The organism is Enterobacter cloacae (genome assembly GCF_013375935.1).
GTDB lineage: Bacteria > Pseudomonadota > Gammaproteobacteria > Enterobacterales > Enterobacteriaceae > Enterobacter > Enterobacter pasteurii.
In genome coordinates, this window is the sequence record NZ_CP056117.1 from 2,459,915 (window position 1) to 2,475,524 (window position 15,610).

Consider the following 15,610-nt stretch of genomic DNA (forward strand, 5'->3'; position numbering starts at 1 on the left):
GCATAAGAACCCGTTTATGGAGTCGCTTATGCCCTGGGATGCGAGAGATACCATGTCATTACGTACCGAGTTTGTTTTGTTCGCCTCGCAGGACGGGGCGAACATCCGTTCCCTCTGCCGTCACTTTGGCATTTCACCTGCGACCGGCTACAAGTGGCTTCGCCGCTGGGGAGAGGAAGGTGCCTCCGGCCTTCAGGACCGCCCGCGCATACCGCACCATTCCCCGAACCGCTCATCTGACGACATCACTGCCCTGCTGCGTATGGCCCATGGCCGCCATCAACGCTGGGGCGCACGCAAGATAAAGCGCTGGCTGGAAGACCAGGGGCACCATATGCCCGCCTTCAGCACCGTTCATAACCTGATGGCCCGTCACGGCCTGCTGCCGGGCACTTTACCGGGCATTCCCGCCACGGGGCGGTTCGAACATGACGCGCCGAACCGGCTCTGGCAGATGGATTTTAAGGGCCACTTTTCCTTTGGCGGGGGCCGCTGCCATCCGCTCACCCTGCTGGACGACCACTCCCGTTTTTCCCTGTGCCTGGCGCACTGTACCGATGAACGGCGCGAGACCGTGCAGCAGCAGCTGGTCAGCGTGTTTGAGCGTTACGGCCTGCCGGACCGGATGACGATGGATAACGGCTCACCGTGGGGAGACACCACCGGTACCTGGACGGCGCTGGAGCTGTGGCTGATGCGCCATGGTATCCGGGTGGGGCACTCCCGGCCGTATCATCCGCAGACGCAGGGCAAGCTGGAGCGTTTTCACCGCAGCCTGAAGACGGAGGTGCTGCAGGGGAAGTGGTTCGCGAACGAGGGCGAACTGCAGCGCGCCTTCGACCACTGGCGGACGGTCTATAACCTTGAACGCCCGCATGAGGCGCTGGATATGGCGGTACCGGGCTCGCGATATAAGCCGTCTGCACGGCAGTACAGCGGCAACACACCGCCCCCGGAATACGACGAGGGCGTGATGGTCAGGAAAGTGGATATCAGCGGAAAGCTGAGCGTGAAAGGGGTAAGTCTGAGCGCAGGCAAGGCGTTCAGGGGAGAACGGGTCGGGCTGAAGGAGATGCAGGAAGACGGCCGCTACGAGGTGTGGTGGTACAGCACGAAAGTGGGGGTGATCGACCTGAAGAAAAAGTCGATCACCATGGGTAAAGGATGTTAAAAAGTGTTCACCATGTCCCCGAACACCTGTCTACCATGTCCCCGGACCGTACATTGGGAGAGGGCAGGGGTGAGGGGATAAGTGCTACACCCAGTCCCGAACCTTAATAAACTCACTCAGGGCAGCCTCCGGGCTGCCTTCTTTTGGCTCGTAGCAGTACTCCCAGCGTACCAGCGGCGGCATCGACATCAGGATCGACTCCGTGCGCCCGCCGGTCTGCAGGCCGAACAGCGTCCCGCGATCCCAAACCAAGTTGAACTCCACGTAGCGCCCGCGACGGTAAAGCTGGAACTCGCGTTCGCGCACGCCGTAGTCGGCGTTTCTGCGCCGTTCAACAATGGGCAAATAAGCGTCGGTATAGCCCTCGCCCACCGCTCGCATAAAGCTGAACGCGGTATCAAAATCAGGCGTGTTCAGATCGTCAAAGAACAGTCCGCCGATGCCGCGCTGCTCGTCGCGGTGCTTCAGATAGAAGTAGTCATCGCACCACTTTTTGTATTTCGGGTAAACGTCTTCGCCAAACGGCAGGCAGAGGTCGCGCGCGGTGGTGTGCCAGTGCACGGCATCCTCTTCAAAGCCGTAGTAGGGGGTCATATCAAAGCCGCCGCCAAACCACCAGACCGGATCGGCCCCCGGTTTTTCCGCAATGAAAAAACGCACGTTGGCGTGGCTGGTCGGCACAAACGGGTTATGCGGATGCACCACCAGCGAGACGCCCATCGCCTCGAAGCTGCGGCCCGCCAGTTCAGGACGGTGCGCCGTGGCGGAGGCTGGCATGGCGTCCCCGTGAACGTGGGAAAAATTCACCCCCGCCTGCTCAAAAACACCGCCGTTGCGCAGCACGCGGCTGCGCCCGCCGCCGCCGGCTTCGCGCTGCCAGGTGTCCTCCTGAAACTCAGCGCCGTCTGCGGCGGCCAGTTTTCGGCAAATCTCGTCCTGTAGCTGCATCAGGAAGGTTTTGACCAGCTGTGCATTCGGTTTCATCAACGTTTCCTGGAGTGCGCTTTTTGGTTATCGAACCAGTTGAAATAACTGATTACCCCTGAGGCGATGGCGTTAGCGATTTTCTGACGAAACGCCTTAGTGCCGAGCAGGCGTTCTTCTTCCGGGTTGGTTATGAACGAGGTTTCAACCAGCACGGACGGAATTGACGGTGACTTCAGCACCACAAACGCGGCCTGCTCGGTGCTTTTACTGTGCAGGCGGTGCACCGGCTTAATCCGTTTGAGGATATGCGAGCCGAGCGTCAGGCTGTTTTTGATGGTGTCGGTCTGAACGAGGTCAAACAGCACCTGCTGCAGCAGATGATCTTTGTCGGTCGCTTTTTTCCCGGCGACCTCATCCGCGCGGTTTTCGCGATCGGAGAGGTACTTCGCCATGGCGCTACTGGCGCCACGGTTGGAGAGGGCGAACACCGAGGCGCCCGCAGCGGACGGGTTGGTGAAACCATCCGCGTGAATGGACATAAACAGATCGGCACCGTGCTTATGGGCAATCTCCACGCGATCGTACAGCGGGATAAACGTGTCGCCAGTGCGCGTCAGGCGGGCGTCAATGCCGTTGCTGCGTAAAATTGCGCGCACATTTTTTGCAATTGCCAGCACGACGTGTTTTTCTTTCGAACCGTTTCTGCCAATGGCGCCGGTGTCGATCCCGCCGTGGCCCGGATCGAGCATGACCAGACGCTTTGCGCCGGCTTTTTTGGCTTTCGGTTTGCTGTGTCCATTGCTGGTTTTAAGCGTGCTCTCCTCTTTTGCCTGAGCCTGCTTAGCGATGCCGGTTAACGTTAAGGCCGCCAGCCCCGCTTTGAGAACCTGACGACGCGATGTGAGTGCTTTTAATGGTTTGAATGTGCTCATGCGGCCTGAATACTAAAAAATGAGGTCCTGGTGTTATATCGTATCGTGTTTCCCGTTACGACAGTCCTTATTGAGAATTGTTTTACTTTTCATTTCAATACGTGACAAAGTGACATTATGCCAAATTCAGGCGAGTTTTTCCCCGGTTATTGGCTAAATGCCCTGTTCACGCCATAATCACTGTTTTTAAACCCGAAAAGGCGGTTAATACCATGGAGATACGCGTTTTTCGCCAGGAAGATTTCGAAGAGGTGATCACCCTTTGGGAGCGCTGCGATCTGCTGCGTCCGTGGAACGATCCGGAAATGGATATCGAACGCAAGCTTAATCATGACGTCAGCCTGTTTCTGGTCGCCGAAGTGAATGGCGAAGTGGTGGGAACGGTGATGGGCGGTTACGACGGCCATCGCGGGTCGGCCTATTATCTCGGCGTGCACCCGGAATATCGCGCGCGCGGCATTGCTAACGCGCTGCTCAACCGTCTGGAGAAGAAGCTGATTGCCCGCGGTTGCCCGAAAATTCAGATTATGGTTCGGGAAGATAACGACGTGGTGCTGGGCATGTATGAACGCCTGGGCTACGAGCATGCTGACGTGCTGACGCTGGGTAAACGCCTGATCGAAGATGAAGAGTACTGAGTTCCACCCCGACGACTATGATGCTCAGGGTCGTCTGCGTCTGCCTTTTCTGTTCTGGTGCGTGTTGCTGTTGCAGGCCAGAACCTGGTTTTTGTTCGTGATGGCTGGCGCGTCACGAGGGCAGGGCGATACGTTACTGAATCTTTTTTATCCCGATCGCCAGGCCTTCTGGCTGGGGTTGCTGCCCGGCGTCCCGGCGGTGCTGGCGTTTCTGTGCAGCGGTCGGCGTCAGGAAATCCCGCGCTTCTGGCGCGCGCTTCGCTGGCTGCTGATCCTGGCGCAGGTTGCGCTCCTGTTCTGGCAGCCCGTGCTGTGGCTGTACGGCGAGCCGCTCTCCGGTATCGGGATAGCGCTGGTGGTGGCGGATATCGTTGCGCTGCTGTGGCTGCTCACGCACCCCCGCCTGCGCGCCTGTTTTACGCAACAGCCAGATTAGCACGGCACTTTTTGCCGATGTCGTACTCCAACAAGCGTTGATTTACTACGTAAGGACGTTTCAATGAAATCGCTGCGTTTACTTTTATGCGCCCTCCCGCTGGCGTTAACCGGCTGTTCCACGCTCTCATCAATCAACTGGTCTGCGGCCTATCCGTGGAACTGGTTCGGCTCCTCGACGGAAGTGACCGAGCAGGGCGTAGGCAAAATTACCGCCTCAACGGCGCTGGATCAGGATGCCATTCAGGATGCCATCGGCAGCGATTATCGCCTGCGCAGCGGCATGAAAACCGAGAACGGCAACATCGTGCGCTATTTCGAAGCGTTGAAGGGCGACAGGGTGGCGCTGGTCATCAACGGCGACAAAGGCACGGTAAACCGCATTACGGTCATGGATGAAGATATTCCAGCCTCGGGCGGCGTGAAGGTGGGAACGCCGTTTAGCGATCTCTATCAGAAAGCCTTTGGCAACTGCGCCAGCGCGCCGTCAGAAGACAGCGTGGCGGTCGAGTGTAAAGCCGAAGGCAGCCAGCACATCAGCTATCTGTTCACCGGCACCTGGAACGGCCCTGAAGGGTTAATGCCGTCTGACGACACCCTGAAAAACTGGAAAGTGAGCAAGATTATCTGGAAGCAGTAATTTGCGCCTGAGCAAGCCGCCTCGCTGAAATCCGGGTATAATAGCCGCCATCAATGCCACGCTGACGTGGCATCTTTATTTCAGGAGGAGCGATGTCTCAGGTTCAGAGCGGCATTTTGCCAGAACATTGCCGCGCGGCGATTTGGATTGAAGCCAATGTAAAAGGGGATGTGGATGCCCTGCGTGCGGCCAGTAAAGTTTTCGTGGATAAGCTGGCAACCTTCCAGGCCAAATTTCCGGATGCCCATCTGGGCGCGGTGGTTGCCTTTGGCCACAACGTCTGGCGCCAGCTGAGCGGCGGGCAAGGTGCCGAAGAGCTGAAAGACTTCGTTCCTTATGGCAAAGGCCTTGCCCCTGCCACCCAGTACGACGTGCTCATCCATATTCTCTCCCTGCGTCACGACGTGAATTTCTCGGTAGCGCAGGCGGCGGTTGAGGTGTTCGGCGACAGCATCGACGTGCAGGAAGAAGTGCACGGATTCCGCTGGGTGGAAGAGCGCGATCTGAGCGGCTTCGTTGACGGCACCGAAAACCCGGCCGGGGAAGAGGTTCGTCGCAACGTGGCGGTCATTAAGGATGGCGTGGACGCGGGCGGCAGCTACGTGTTCGTCCAGCGCTGGGAGCACAACCTCAGGCAGCTTAACCGCATGAGCGTGCATGACCAGGAGATGATGATTGGCCGCACCAAAGACGCCAACGAAGAGATCGACGGCGATGCCCGTCCGGTGACGTCCCACCTGACCCGCGTTGACCTTAAGGAAGACGGCAAAGGGCTGAAGATTGTCCGCCAGAGCCTGCCGTACGGCACCGCGAGCGGCACGCACGGCCTGTACTTCTGCGCCTACTGCGCGCGCCTCTACAACATTGAGCAGCAGCTGCTGAGCATGTTTGGCGACACCGACGGCAAGCGCGACGCTATGTTGCGCTTCACGAAGCCGGTAACCGGCGGCTACTACTTCGCGCCGTCCGTTGAGCGTCTGCTGGCGCTGTAATCACCTTTCGCCCTCTCCCTGTGGGAGAGGGCATCAGGCCGCACCCTTATTCCCTTTTCTGCTTCTAAATCACCAAACGGTATATAAAACCGTTACTCCTTTGGTCCTCGTTATAAATATTATGACTATAAGATAGTCATCACATTTATAAGGGTGCGCAATGGCCGTTACTGTACTGAAAAAAGGATCGCTGGCGCTGGCAGGTTTACTGCTGGTGGCGCAGGCGCAGGCAACCGAATTGCTGAACAGTTCATATGATGTCTCGCGCGAGCTGTTTGCCGCCCTTAACCCCGCCTTTGAGCAGCAGTGGGCGAAAGAGAATAACGGCGACAGGCTGACCATCAAGCAGTCCCATGCCGGTTCATCCAAGCAGGCGCTGGCAATTTTGCAGGGGCTGAAGGCGGATGTGGTGACCTACAATCAGGTCACTGACGTACAGATCCTGCACGACAGGGGCAAGCTGATCCCGGCGGACTGGCAGAGCCGCCTGCCTAACAACAGCTCGCCGTTCTACTCCACCATGGGCTTCCTGGTGCGAAAGGGCAATCCTAAGAATATCCACGACTGGAACGACCTGGTGCGTTCTGACGTAAAACTGATTTTCCCGAACCCGAAAACCTCCGGTAACGCGCGCTATACCTATCTGGCGGCGTGGGGCGCGGCGGACAAAGCTGACGGTAACGATAAGGCGAAAACCGAACAGTTCATGACCCGGTTCCTGAAGAATGTCGAAGTGTTTGATACCGGCGGCCGCGGCGCGACCACCACCTTCGCCGAGCGCGGGCTGGGTGACGTGCTGATCAGCTTTGAATCCGAAGTGAACAATATCCGCAAGCAGTATGAAGCGCAGGGATTCGAGGTCGTGATCCCGAAAACCAACATTCTGGCCGAGTTCCCGGTGGCGTGGGTGGATAAAAACGTCAAGGCCAACGGCACCGAGAAAGCGGCAAAAGCCTACCTTAACTATCTGTACAGCCCGCAGGCCCAGACGGTGATTACCGACTATTACTACCGCGTGAACAATCCCGAAGTCATGAGCAAGCTGAAAGACAAATTCCCGCAGACCGAGCTGTTCCGCGTGGAAGACCACTTCGGCGCCTGGCCTGAGGTGATGAAAACGCATTTTGCCAGCGGCGGTGAGTTAGACAAATTGCTGGCGACGGGGCGTAAGTAATGTTTGCAGTCTCCTCCAGACGCGTGCTGCCGGGCTTTACCTTAAGCCTCGGGACCAGCCTGCTGTTCGTCTGCCTGATTTTGCTGTTGCCGCTCAGCGCGCTGGTGGTGCAGCTCTCTGAAATGAGCTGGTCCCAGTACTGGGAAGTGGTCACTAACCCGCAGGTGGTGGCCGCCTATAAGGTCACGCTGCTGTCCGCGTTTGTGGCCTCAATATTTAACGGCGTGTTTGGCCTGCTGATGGCGTGGATCTTAACCCGCTACCGCTTTCCGGGCCGCACGCTGCTCGACGCGCTGATGGATCTGCCTTTTGCGCTGCCGACGGCGGTGGCCGGTTTAACGCTGGCGTCGCTGTTTTCCGTGAACGGCTTTTACGGCGAATGGCTGGCAAAGTTCGATATCAAAGTTACGTACACCTGGCTCGGCATCGCGGTGGCGATGGCCTTTACCAGCATCCCGTTCGTGGTGCGTACCGTGCAGCCGGTGCTGGAAGAGCTGGGCCCCGAATATGAAGAGGCCGCAGAAACGCTGGGCGCCACGCGCTGGCAGAGTTTTCGCAAGGTGGTGCTGCCGGAACTTTCGCCGGCCCTGCTGGCGGGCGTGGCGCTCTCCTTTACCCGCAGCCTCGGTGAATTTGGCGCGGTTATTTTTATCGCCGGGAACATCGCGTGGAAAACCGAAGTCACCTCGCTGATGATTTTTGTGCGTTTGCAGGAGTTTGATTATCCGGCCGCGAGCGCGATCGCCTCGGTGATCCTTGCCGCGTCGCTGCTGCTGCTGTTCTCGATTAACACTCTGCAAAGTCGCTTTGGTCGACGTGTGGTAGGTCACTGATGGCGGAAGTTACGCAATTGAAGCGCTATGACGCGCCCCGCATCAACTGGGGCAAATGGTTTCTGATTGGTACCGGCGTGCTGGTTTCCGCCTTCATCCTCGTTGTGCCAATGGTATACATCTTCGTTCAGGCCTTCAGCAAGGGGATCATGCCCGCGCTGCAAAACCTGGCCGATCCAGACATGCTGCACGCCATCTGGCTGACGGTGATGATTGCCCTCATCACCGTTCCGGTGAATCTGGTGTTTGGCGTATTGCTCGCCTGGCTGGTGACGCGCTTTAACTTCCCGGGGCGTCAGCTGCTGCTGACCCTGCTGGATATCCCGTTTGCGGTTTCGCCGGTAGTGGCGGGCCTGGTTTATCTGCTCTTCTACGGATCCAACGGCCCGCTGGGCGGGTGGCTTGATGAGCACGACCTGCAGATCATGTTCGCCTGGCCGGGTATGGTGCTGGTGACGGTCTTTGTGACCTGCCCGTTCGTGGTGCGCGAGCTGGTGCCGGTGATGCTAAGCCAGGGCAGCAACGAGGATGAAGCGGCCGTTCTGTTAGGCGCTTCCGGCTGGCAGATGTTCCGCCGCGTGACGCTGCCGAATATCCGCTGGGCGCTGCTTTACGGCGTGGTGCTGACCAACGCCCGCGCGATTGGCGAATTTGGTGCGGTGTCGGTGGTATCCGGCTCGATTCGCGGCGAAACGCTGTCGCTGCCGTTACAGATTGAACTACTGGAACAGGACTATAACTCCGTCGGTTCCTTTACTGCCGCAGCGTTGCTGACGCTGATGGCGATTTTGACCCTGTTTTTGAAGAGTGTGGTGCAGTGGCGTTTAGAGAATCAGGAAAAACGTCAGCATCAGGAGGGAAATCATGAGCATTGAGATTGCCAATATTAAGAAGTCTTTTGGTCGCACCCAGGTGCTGAACGATATCTCGCTGGATATCCCTTCCGGACAAATGGTGGCGCTGCTGGGGCTGTCGGGATCCGGTAAAACCACGCTGCTGCGTATTATCGCCGGCCTTGAGCACCAGAGCAGCGGGCATATCCGCTTCCACGGTACCGACGTGAGCCGTCTGCATGCCCGCGACCGCAAGGTGGGCTTTGTGTTCCAGCATTACGCCCTGTTCCGCCACATGACGGTTTTCGATAACATCGCCTTTGGCCTGACCGTGCTCCCGCGTCGCGAGCGTCCGAATGCCGCAGCCATCAAAGCGAAAGTGACCAAACTGCTGGAGATGGTGCAGCTTGCTCATCTGGCCGATCGCTTCCCGGCGCAGCTTTCCGGCGGGCAGAAACAGCGCGTGGCGCTGGCGCGCGCGTTAGCCGTTGAGCCGCAAATCCTGCTGCTGGATGAACCGTTCGGCGCGCTGGATGCGCAGGTGCGCAAAGAGCTGCGCCGCTGGCTGCGCCAGCTGCACGAGGAGCTCCAGTTCACCAGCGTCTTCGTGACCCACGATCAGGAGGAGGCGATGGAAGTGGCCGACCGCGTGGTGGTGATGAGTCAGGGCAACATCGAGCAGGTTGATGAGCCGGAACAGCTCTGGCGTGAACCGGCGACCCGCTTTGTGCTGGAGTTTATGGGCGAAGTAAACCGCCTGAAGGGCACCATTCGCGGCGGCCAGTTCCACGTCGGCGCGCATCGCTGGCCGCTGGGCTACACCTCCGCGCATCAGGGGCCGGTCGATCTGTTCCTGCGCCCGTGGGAAGTGGACGTCAGCCGCCGCACCAGCCTGGATTCACCGCTGCCGGTGCAGGTGCTGGAGGCTAGCCCTAAAGGGCACTACACCCAGCTGGTGGTACAGCCGCTGGGCTGGTACACCGAGCCGCTGACCGTTGTTATGCGCGACGACGAGCCGCCGCACCGCGGTGAACGCCTGTTTGTGGGGCTGCAGCATGCCCGTATTTATTACGGCAGCGAGCGCATCGAGACGCGCGAGGATATTGCTCTGGCGGAGTCAGCCTGATAGGTTAGTAGGATATTTATCGCCCGGTGGCATCGCGCCTGCCGGGCGTACAGTTATCACTGCGTCTTGTAGGCCGGGATCGCTACGCGTCACCCGGCTTTTTTATTGAGTAAAAATCGTGAATACACTCGAACACACCATCGGCAATACTCCTCTGGTCAAGCTTCAGCGCATGGGGCCGGACAACGGCAGCGAAATCTGGGTCAAACTCGAAGGCAATAATCCGGCAGGCTCGGTAAAAGACCGCGCGGCGCTGTCGATGATTGTCCAGGCCGAAAAGCGCGGCGAGATAAAGCCCGGCGACGTGTTAATTGAAGCCACCAGCGGTAACACCGGGATCGCGCTGGCGATGATTGCCGCCCTGAAAGGCTACCGCATGAAGCTGCTGATGCCTGACAACATGAGCCAGGAGCGCCGTGCGGCCATGCGCGCCTACGGGGCCGAGCTGATTCTGGTGACCAAAGAGCAGGGAATGGAAGGGGCGCGCGACCTGGCGCTGGCGATGGCCGAGCGCGGGGAAGGCAAGCTGCTCGACCAGTTCAATAACCCGGACAACCCGTACGCGCACTACACCACCACCGGCCCGGAAATCTGGCAGCAAACCGACGGGCGCATTACCCACTTTGTCTCCAGCATGGGCACCACGGGCACCATTACCGGCGTGTCGCGTTTTCTGCGCGAGCAGGCAAGCCCGGTAACGATTGTCGGCCTGCAGCCGGAGGAGGGGAGCAGTATTCCGGGGATCCGCCGCTGGCCTGAGGAGTATATGCCGGGCATCTTTAACGCGCAGCTGGTGGACCAGGTGCTGGATATTCACCAGCGCGAGGCGGAGAATACCATGCGTGAGCTGGCCGTGCGTGAAGGCATCTTCTGCGGCGTCAGCTCTGGCGGTGCCGTAGCGGGCGCGATCCGGGTGGCAGAGTCCACGCCGGGGGCGGTTGTCGTGGCGATTATTTGCGATCGCGGCGATCGTTACCTTTCTACCGGCGTCTTTGGTGAAGAGAGTTATTCGCAGGGGGCGGGGATTTAAGCGTCATGGAGATGATTTTATTCCGGGATAAAACCCGGGCGCAGCAAACCGATATTGTCGCCGTACAGTCGCAGGTGGTGTACGGCAGCGTGGGTAACAGCATTGCGGTACCGAATATTCGTACCCACCGGCTTAACGTGACCGCCGTGCCGACGGTGCTGTTCAGCAATACGCCGCACTATGACACCTTCTACGGCGGCGTGATCCCGGATGAGTGGTTCAGCGGCTACCTTAAGGCGCTCGAAGAGCGCGAAATCCTGCGCGAGCTTAAGGCGGTGACCACCGGCTATATGGGCAGCGCCAGCCAGATCGTTCTGCTGGCTCAGTGGCTGAAGGCGATCAAAGTGCTGCATCCTGAACTGCTGGTGCTGGTCGATCCGGTGATCGGCGATATCGACAGCGGCATGTACGTGAAACCCGATATTCCTGAGGCCTATCGGGAGCATCTGCTGCCGCTGGCGCAGGGCATTACGCCCAACGTGTTTGAGCTGGAAGTGTTAAGCGGAAAGCCGTGCCGCACGCCGGAAAGCGCCATTGCCGCCGCGCAGGGGCTGCTGTCTGATACGCTGAAGTGGGTGGCGATCACCAGTGCGCCCGTGGCCGACGATCCGCAGAATATTCACGTCGTGCTGGTGAGCAAAGCGGGCGTTACCGTAAGCGCGCACCCGCGCGTCGAGACGGATCTCAAGGGAACCGGCGATCTGTTCTGTTCAGAACTGGTGAGCGGTATTGTGGGAGGGAAAACCGTTGCTGACGCTATCCGCATGGCAGGCGATCGGGTGACTGACGTCATGATCTACACGCAGTCGAAAGGCTATGATGAGCTGATCCTGCCCGCATAAACAAAAATGGCGCCCGAAGGCGCCATTTTTCTGTGCGGTAAGAATTACTTCTTGATGCGGATAACCGGGGTTTCACCCACGGTGACGCTGCCGGACAGTTTGATCAGCTCTTTGATTTCGTCCATGTTGGAAATAACAACCGGAGTCAGGGTAGACTTCGCTTTTTCTTCCAGCAGAGGCAGATCGAATTCAATTACCGGGTCGCCAACCTTAACACGCTGGCCTTCTTCCGCGATACGTTTGAAGCCTTCGCCTTTCAGTTCAACGGTGTCGATACCGAAGTGAACAAACAGTTCGATACCGCTATCGGACTCGATAGAGAACGCATGGTTGGTTTCAAAAATCTTACCAATGGTGCCGTCAACTGGAGCAACCATTTTGTTGCCAGTTGGTTTGATAGCAATGCCATCACCAACGATTTTCTCAGCAAACACTACATCCGGCACGTCTTCGATGTTGACGATCTCGCCGGAGAGCGGAGCAACAATCTCAATAGTTCCGGAGTCGCTATTGCTTTTGTCACCGAACAGTTTACTAAATAAACCCATTAGACTTATCTCCTAAGCAGTAATTTGGGCCGCATCTCGTGGATTAGCAGATTGTTTTTTCTTCAATGAACTTGTTAACCAGCGTCATTAACTCGTCCGTTGTCGGTTGAGCAAGAGCCTGCTCTGCTAATACCTTCGCATCTTCGAAGTTCGTGTTACGGATAATCTTCTTAATGCGCGGGATGGAAATGGCGCTCATAGAGAATTCGTCCAGACCCATACCCAGCAACAGAAGTGTAGCACGTTCGTCGCCTGCAAGCTCACCACACATGCCAGTCCATTTACCTTCTGCATGAGAAGCATCAATAACTTGCTTGATCAAATTCAGTACAGACGGTGACATTGGCTGGTAGAGATGTGAAATCATATCATTACCACGGTCAACTGCCAGGGTGTACTGCGTTAAATCATTGGTACCGATACTAAAGAAATCAACTTCTTTGGCTAAATGACGCGCAATGGTCGCGGCTGCCGGTGTTTCCACCATCACGCCGATCTCGATTGACTCGTCAAACGCTTTACCTTCGTCACGCAGTTCCTGCTTGTAGATTTCGATCTCTTTTTTCAGTGCACGCACTTCTTCAACAGAGATGATCATCGGGAACATGATGCGCAGCTTACCGAAAGCGGAGGCACGCAGGATAGCGCGAACCTGGTCACGCAGGATCTCTTTGCGATCCATAGCGATACGCACGGCACGCCAGCCCAGGAACGGGTTCTCTTCTTTAGGGAAATTCATGTACGGCAGCTCTTTGTCGCCGCCGATGTCCATGGTACGGACGATAACTGCCTGAGAGCCGCAGGCTTCAGCAACAGCTTTGTACGCCGCAAACTGCTCTTCTTCAGTTGGCAGGGCGTCGCGGTCCATGAACAGGAATTCAGTACGATACAGACCTACGCCTTCCGCACCGTTGCGCTCAGCGCCATCAACGTCGCGTACGGTACCGATGTTGGCACAAACTTCAACCTGATGGCCGTCCAGCGTGATGGCTGGCAGGTCTTTCAGTTTAGCGAGTTCTGCTTTCTCGGTAGCAACCTGCTCCTGAACGGCACGCAGTTGCTCGATCACATCGTTAGTTGGGTTGACGTAAACCACGTTGTTTACGGCATCCAGAATCAGATAGTCGTCGTTTTTAACCTGAGAGGTGACGCTACCGGTACCCACGATGGCTGGCAGCTCCAGAGAACGCGCCATGATTGAAGTGTGGGAGGTACGTCCACCTGCGTCAGTAATGAAACCCAGCACCTTGTTCAGGTTCAGCTGTGCGGTTTCAGACGGGGTCAGGTCAGCGGCAACCAGGATCACTTCGTCCTGAATCGCGCTCAGATCGATGATGGCCAGACCCAGGATGTTGCGCAGCAGGCGCTTACCGATGTCACGTACGTCAGCCGCACGCTCTTTCAGGTATTCATCGTCCAGCTCTTCCAGGGCAGATGCCTGACCTTCGATAACTTCATGCGCAGCCGCGTCGGCCGTCATGCCTTTATCTTTAATCAGGGCTATGATTTCCTGCTCCAGCTCCTCATCTTCGAGCAGCATAATGTGCCCTTCGAAGATGGCTTCTTTTTCTTCACCGAAAGTTTCGCCAGCTTTAGTTTTGATCGCTTCCAGTTGCGCAGATGCCTTGGCACGACCGCTCAGAAAACGTTCAACTTCCTGATCAACCTTGTCGGCAGAAATTTTTTTCCGGTCAATGACGATTTCGTCTTCTTTCAGCAGCAGTGCTTTGCCGAAAGCGATACCCGGGGATGCTAAAATGCCTGAAATCATAACCCTACCTTACTTGTGACTGATATTGAAAAGATCCCGGTAAACTTACTCGAGCTCAGCCATCAGCTTAACCAGATGCTCAACTGCTTTCTGCTCATCTTCACCTTCTGCGGAGATGGTCACAACGGTACCCTGAGTCAGACCCAGAGTTTGCAGTTTGAACAGGCTTTTCGCGCTAGCGCTTTTGCCGTTAGAAGTCACAGTGATTTCAGAAGTGAAGCCTTTCGCTTCTTTAACAAACTGAGCAGCAGGGCGGGTGTGCAGACCGTTCGGAGCGGTAATGGTAACTTCTTGCTGGAACATTGTATTTCCCCAACTTATAGGTTTAGTGTTGTGGAACTAAAGTCTAGCCTGGCGACTTAACTTTAGCCTGTATAGTTAGCGCTGACGTTTCAATCGTCATTAAACATTATGCAGTGAAAGCAAGACTTGAACCAAATCATAAAATCGATTCAGCAGCGCTATTTCGTTCACTGATTAATTTCGCGCATCAAAATAATTGCTGGTTTAAATACCAGACCCAACGGGGTGAAGCAATGCCAGGAGGGGTAAAAGTTTGAAGCAGGCCACAAAAAAGCACCTGAAAAGGTGCTTTTTTACGCGTTTTTAACATACTGGCATCACTGTTGCAGCTCTTTCTCTGTGAAGAGATCGGCAAACAGTGCGGTGCTCAAGTAACGCTCACCCGAAGACGGTAGGATAACCACAATATTCTTGTTGGTAAAGGTTTCATCTTCCAGCAGCTTAAGGGCTGCCGCAACTGCCGCACCGGAAGAGATGCCTGCCAGAATACCCTCTTCGTCCATCAGGCGACGCGCCGTAGAGATAGCTTCTTCATTGGTAATGGCCACGACTTTATCAATCAGCTTAAGATCCAGGTTGCCTGGAATAAAGCCCGCGCCGATACCCTGAATTTTGTGCGGGCCTGGTTTGATCTCTTCACCCGCCAGCGCCTGCGCTATAACCGGAGAATCGGTTGGCTCAACGGCAACGGTAATCAGATCTTTTTTACCCTTCGTGCCTTTAATATAGCGAGACACGCCGGTCAGCGTGCCGCCGGTGCCGACGCCGGAGATAAACACATCGACCTGGCCGTCGGTATCTTCCCAGATTTCCGGGCCCGTGGTTTTCTCGTGGATTTCCGGGTTAGCCGGGTTGCTGAACTGCTGAAGCAGCAGATATTTTGCCGGATCGCTGGCGACAATCTCTTCCGCTTTCTGAATCGCACCCTTCATGCCCTTCGCGCCTTCGGTCAGGACCAGATTTGCTCCCAGCGCCTTCAGCAGCTTACGGCGTTCAATGCTCATGGTTTCAGGCATGGTCAGCGTCAGCTTATAGCCGCGCGCCGCCGCAACATAGGCCAGCGCGATCCCGGTATTGCCGCTGGTTGGTTCAACCAGCTCAACGCCCGGCTTCAGCACGCCACGTTTTTCAGCATCCCAAATCATATTCGCACCGATACGGCACTTAACGCTGAAGCTCGGGTTACGTGATTCGACCTTCGCCAGAATGCGTCCATTACCGATACGGTTCAGTCGAACCAGGGGCGTATGACCGATAGTCAGCGAGTTGTCTTCATAAATCTTACTCATGGCCTGTCCTTAACTGTATGAAATTGGGATACCGACCCAGCATACCTGTTGAACAGGTATGGGGAAGTAAGGAAATCGCATATCTATATGCTGCAAGGAAATAATGGGGATCAGTATGGAATAAGG

At 56.6% G+C, this 15,610-nt stretch carries 17 protein-coding genes; 11 read left to right on the forward strand and 6 right to left on the reverse strand.

What is annotated here, in order from left to right; genetic code table 11:
• Positions 1 to 28 precede the first annotated feature (28 nt).
• Complete coding sequence (locus tag HWQ14_RS11565; RefSeq protein ID WP_432418021.1) at positions 29 to 1,171, forward strand: IS481 family transposase; 1,143 nt, start codon at positions 29 to 31, stop codon at positions 1,169 to 1,171.
• 84 nt (positions 1,172 to 1,255) lie between these two features.
• Here HWQ14_RS11565 and hemF read toward each other — a convergent pair whose 3' ends face one another.
• Positions 1,256 to 2,155, reverse strand: a complete 900-nt coding sequence (gene hemF / locus HWQ14_RS11570; RefSeq protein WP_176609797.1) for an oxygen-dependent coproporphyrinogen oxidase — start codon at positions 2,153 to 2,155, stop codon at positions 1,256 to 1,258.
• Positions 2,155 to 3,030, reverse strand: a complete 876-nt coding sequence (gene amiA / locus HWQ14_RS11575; RefSeq protein WP_176609798.1) for an N-acetylmuramoyl-L-alanine amidase AmiA — start codon at positions 3,028 to 3,030, stop codon at positions 2,155 to 2,157. The genes hemF and amiA overlap by 1 nt, the downstream gene beginning before the upstream one ends.
• A 212-nt stretch (positions 3,031 to 3,242) precedes the next feature.
• Between amiA and HWQ14_RS11580 the strand changes: the two genes are divergently transcribed.
• From HWQ14_RS11580 to pdxK, 10 genes are all read left to right on the forward strand, one after another.
• Positions 3,243 to 3,668, forward strand: coding sequence for a GNAT family acetyltransferase (locus HWQ14_RS11580; protein ID WP_148420004.1), 426 nt, complete (start codon positions 3,243 to 3,245; stop codon positions 3,666 to 3,668).
• Complete coding sequence (locus tag HWQ14_RS11585) at positions 3,655 to 4,104, forward strand: DUF2919 domain-containing protein (RefSeq protein ID WP_176609799.1); 450 nt, start codon at positions 3,655 to 3,657, stop codon at positions 4,102 to 4,104. Before HWQ14_RS11580 ends, HWQ14_RS11585 begins: the two co-directional genes overlap by 14 nt.
• A 63-nt stretch (positions 4,105 to 4,167) precedes the next feature.
• A complete protein-coding gene (locus HWQ14_RS11590; protein ID WP_176609800.1) occupies positions 4,168 to 4,743 on the forward strand; it encodes an RpoE-regulated lipoprotein in 576 nt (191 codons plus the stop codon).
• 92 nt (positions 4,744 to 4,835) lie between these two features.
• Positions 4,836 to 5,735, forward strand: coding sequence for a Dyp-type peroxidase (locus HWQ14_RS11595; RefSeq protein ID WP_176609801.1), 900 nt, complete (start codon positions 4,836 to 4,838; stop codon positions 5,733 to 5,735).
• A gap of 160 nt (positions 5,736 to 5,895) precedes the next feature.
• Positions 5,896 to 6,909 carry a sulfate ABC transporter substrate-binding protein gene (locus tag HWQ14_RS11600; protein ID WP_176609802.1) on the forward strand — a complete coding sequence of 338 codons (1,014 nt, stop codon included), beginning with the start codon at positions 5,896 to 5,898 and terminating at the stop codon, positions 6,907 to 6,909.
• On the forward strand, positions 6,909 to 7,742 hold the full coding sequence (gene cysT, locus HWQ14_RS11605; protein WP_107533459.1) for a sulfate/thiosulfate ABC transporter permease CysT: 834 nt from the start codon (positions 6,909 to 6,911) through the stop codon (positions 7,740 to 7,742). Before HWQ14_RS11600 ends, cysT begins: the two co-directional genes overlap by 1 nt.
• Positions 7,742 to 8,617, forward strand: a complete 876-nt coding sequence (gene cysW, locus HWQ14_RS11610; RefSeq protein ID WP_148419999.1) for a sulfate/thiosulfate ABC transporter permease CysW — start codon at positions 7,742 to 7,744, stop codon at positions 8,615 to 8,617. The genes cysT and cysW overlap by 1 nt, the downstream gene beginning before the upstream one ends.
• Entirely contained in the window at positions 8,607 to 9,701 is a 1,095-nt protein-coding gene (gene cysA, locus HWQ14_RS11615; protein ID WP_176609803.1) for a sulfate/thiosulfate ABC transporter ATP-binding protein CysA, read from the forward strand. The genes cysW and cysA overlap by 11 nt, the downstream gene beginning before the upstream one ends.
• 118 nt (positions 9,702 to 9,819) lie before the next feature.
• Entirely contained in the window at positions 9,820 to 10,731 is a 912-nt protein-coding gene (gene cysM, locus HWQ14_RS11620) for a cysteine synthase CysM (RefSeq protein ID WP_176609804.1), read from the forward strand.
• Positions 10,732 to 10,736: 5 nt separating this feature from the next.
• Entirely contained in the window at positions 10,737 to 11,573 is an 837-nt protein-coding gene (gene pdxK, locus HWQ14_RS11625; RefSeq protein WP_176609805.1) for a pyridoxine/pyridoxal/pyridoxamine kinase, read from the forward strand.
• 44 nt (positions 11,574 to 11,617) lie between these two features.
• On the opposite strand, the gene crr is transcribed toward pdxK, so the two are convergent.
• From crr to cysK, 4 genes are all read right to left on the reverse strand, one after another.
• Entirely contained in the window at positions 11,618 to 12,121 is a 504-nt protein-coding gene (gene crr, locus HWQ14_RS11630) for a PTS glucose transporter subunit IIA (RefSeq protein WP_022648946.1), read from the reverse strand.
• A 43-nt stretch (positions 12,122 to 12,164) separates the two neighbouring features.
• Positions 12,165 to 13,892 carry a phosphoenolpyruvate-protein phosphotransferase PtsI gene (gene ptsI, locus HWQ14_RS11635; RefSeq protein ID WP_023314613.1) on the reverse strand — a complete coding sequence of 576 codons (1,728 nt, stop codon included), beginning with the start codon at positions 13,890 to 13,892 and terminating at the stop codon, positions 12,165 to 12,167.
• Positions 13,893 to 13,937: 45 nt separating this feature from the next.
• The gene (gene ptsH, locus HWQ14_RS11640; RefSeq protein ID WP_000487600.1) at positions 13,938 to 14,195 is read right to left on the reverse strand and encodes a phosphocarrier protein Hpr; all 258 of its coding nucleotides are present in this window, start codon (positions 14,193 to 14,195) and stop codon (positions 13,938 to 13,940) included.
• Between the two features lie 317 nt (positions 14,196 to 14,512).
• The gene (cysK, locus tag HWQ14_RS11645; RefSeq protein ID WP_006811453.1) at positions 14,513 to 15,484 is read right to left on the reverse strand and encodes a cysteine synthase A; all 972 of its coding nucleotides are present in this window, start codon (positions 15,482 to 15,484) and stop codon (positions 14,513 to 14,515) included.
• Between the last annotated feature and the right edge of the window lie 126 nt (positions 15,485 to 15,610).

Bases quoted from the DNA above. Each gene is read 5' to 3' on its own strand.
- HWQ14_RS11600 (WP_176609802.1), top strand. From the start codon at position 5,896: ATGGCCGTTACTGTACTGAAAAAAGGATCGCTGGCGCTGGCAGGTTTA.
- crr (WP_022648946.1), bottom strand. From the start codon at position 12,121: ATGGGTTTATTTAGTAAACTGTTCGGTGACAAAAGCAATAGCGACTCC.
- cysT (WP_107533459.1), top strand. From the start codon at position 6,909: ATGTTTGCAGTCTCCTCCAGACGCGTGCTGCCGGGCTTTACCTTAAGC.
- HWQ14_RS11590 (WP_176609800.1), top strand. From the start codon at position 4,168: ATGAAATCGCTGCGTTTACTTTTATGCGCCCTCCCGCTGGCGTTAACC.
- cysK (WP_006811453.1), bottom strand. From the start codon at position 15,484: ATGAGTAAGATTTATGAAGACAACTCGCTGACTATCGGTCATACGCCC.
- cysW (WP_148419999.1), top strand. From the start codon at position 7,742: ATGGCGGAAGTTACGCAATTGAAGCGCTATGACGCGCCCCGCATCAAC.
- amiA (WP_176609798.1), bottom strand. From the start codon at position 3,030: ATGAGCACATTCAAACCATTAAAAGCACTCACATCGCGTCGTCAGGTT.
- hemF (WP_176609797.1), bottom strand. From the start codon at position 2,155: ATGAAACCGAATGCACAGCTGGTCAAAACCTTCCTGATGCAGCTACAG.
- HWQ14_RS11580 (WP_148420004.1), top strand. From the start codon at position 3,243: ATGGAGATACGCGTTTTTCGCCAGGAAGATTTCGAAGAGGTGATCACC.
- ptsH (WP_000487600.1), bottom strand. From the start codon at position 14,195: ATGTTCCAGCAAGAAGTTACCATTACCGCTCCGAACGGTCTGCACACC.
- HWQ14_RS11565 (WP_432418021.1), top strand. From the start codon at position 29: ATGCCCTGGGATGCGAGAGATACCATGTCATTACGTACCGAGTTTGTT.
- HWQ14_RS11585 (WP_176609799.1), top strand. From the start codon at position 3,655: ATGAAGAGTACTGAGTTCCACCCCGACGACTATGATGCTCAGGGTCGT.
- ptsI (WP_023314613.1), bottom strand. From the start codon at position 13,892: ATGATTTCAGGCATTTTAGCATCCCCGGGTATCGCTTTCGGCAAAGCA.
- cysA (WP_176609803.1), top strand. From the start codon at position 8,607: ATGAGCATTGAGATTGCCAATATTAAGAAGTCTTTTGGTCGCACCCAG.
- HWQ14_RS11595 (WP_176609801.1), top strand. From the start codon at position 4,836: ATGTCTCAGGTTCAGAGCGGCATTTTGCCAGAACATTGCCGCGCGGCG.
- pdxK (WP_176609805.1), top strand. From the start codon at position 10,737: ATGGAGATGATTTTATTCCGGGATAAAACCCGGGCGCAGCAAACCGAT.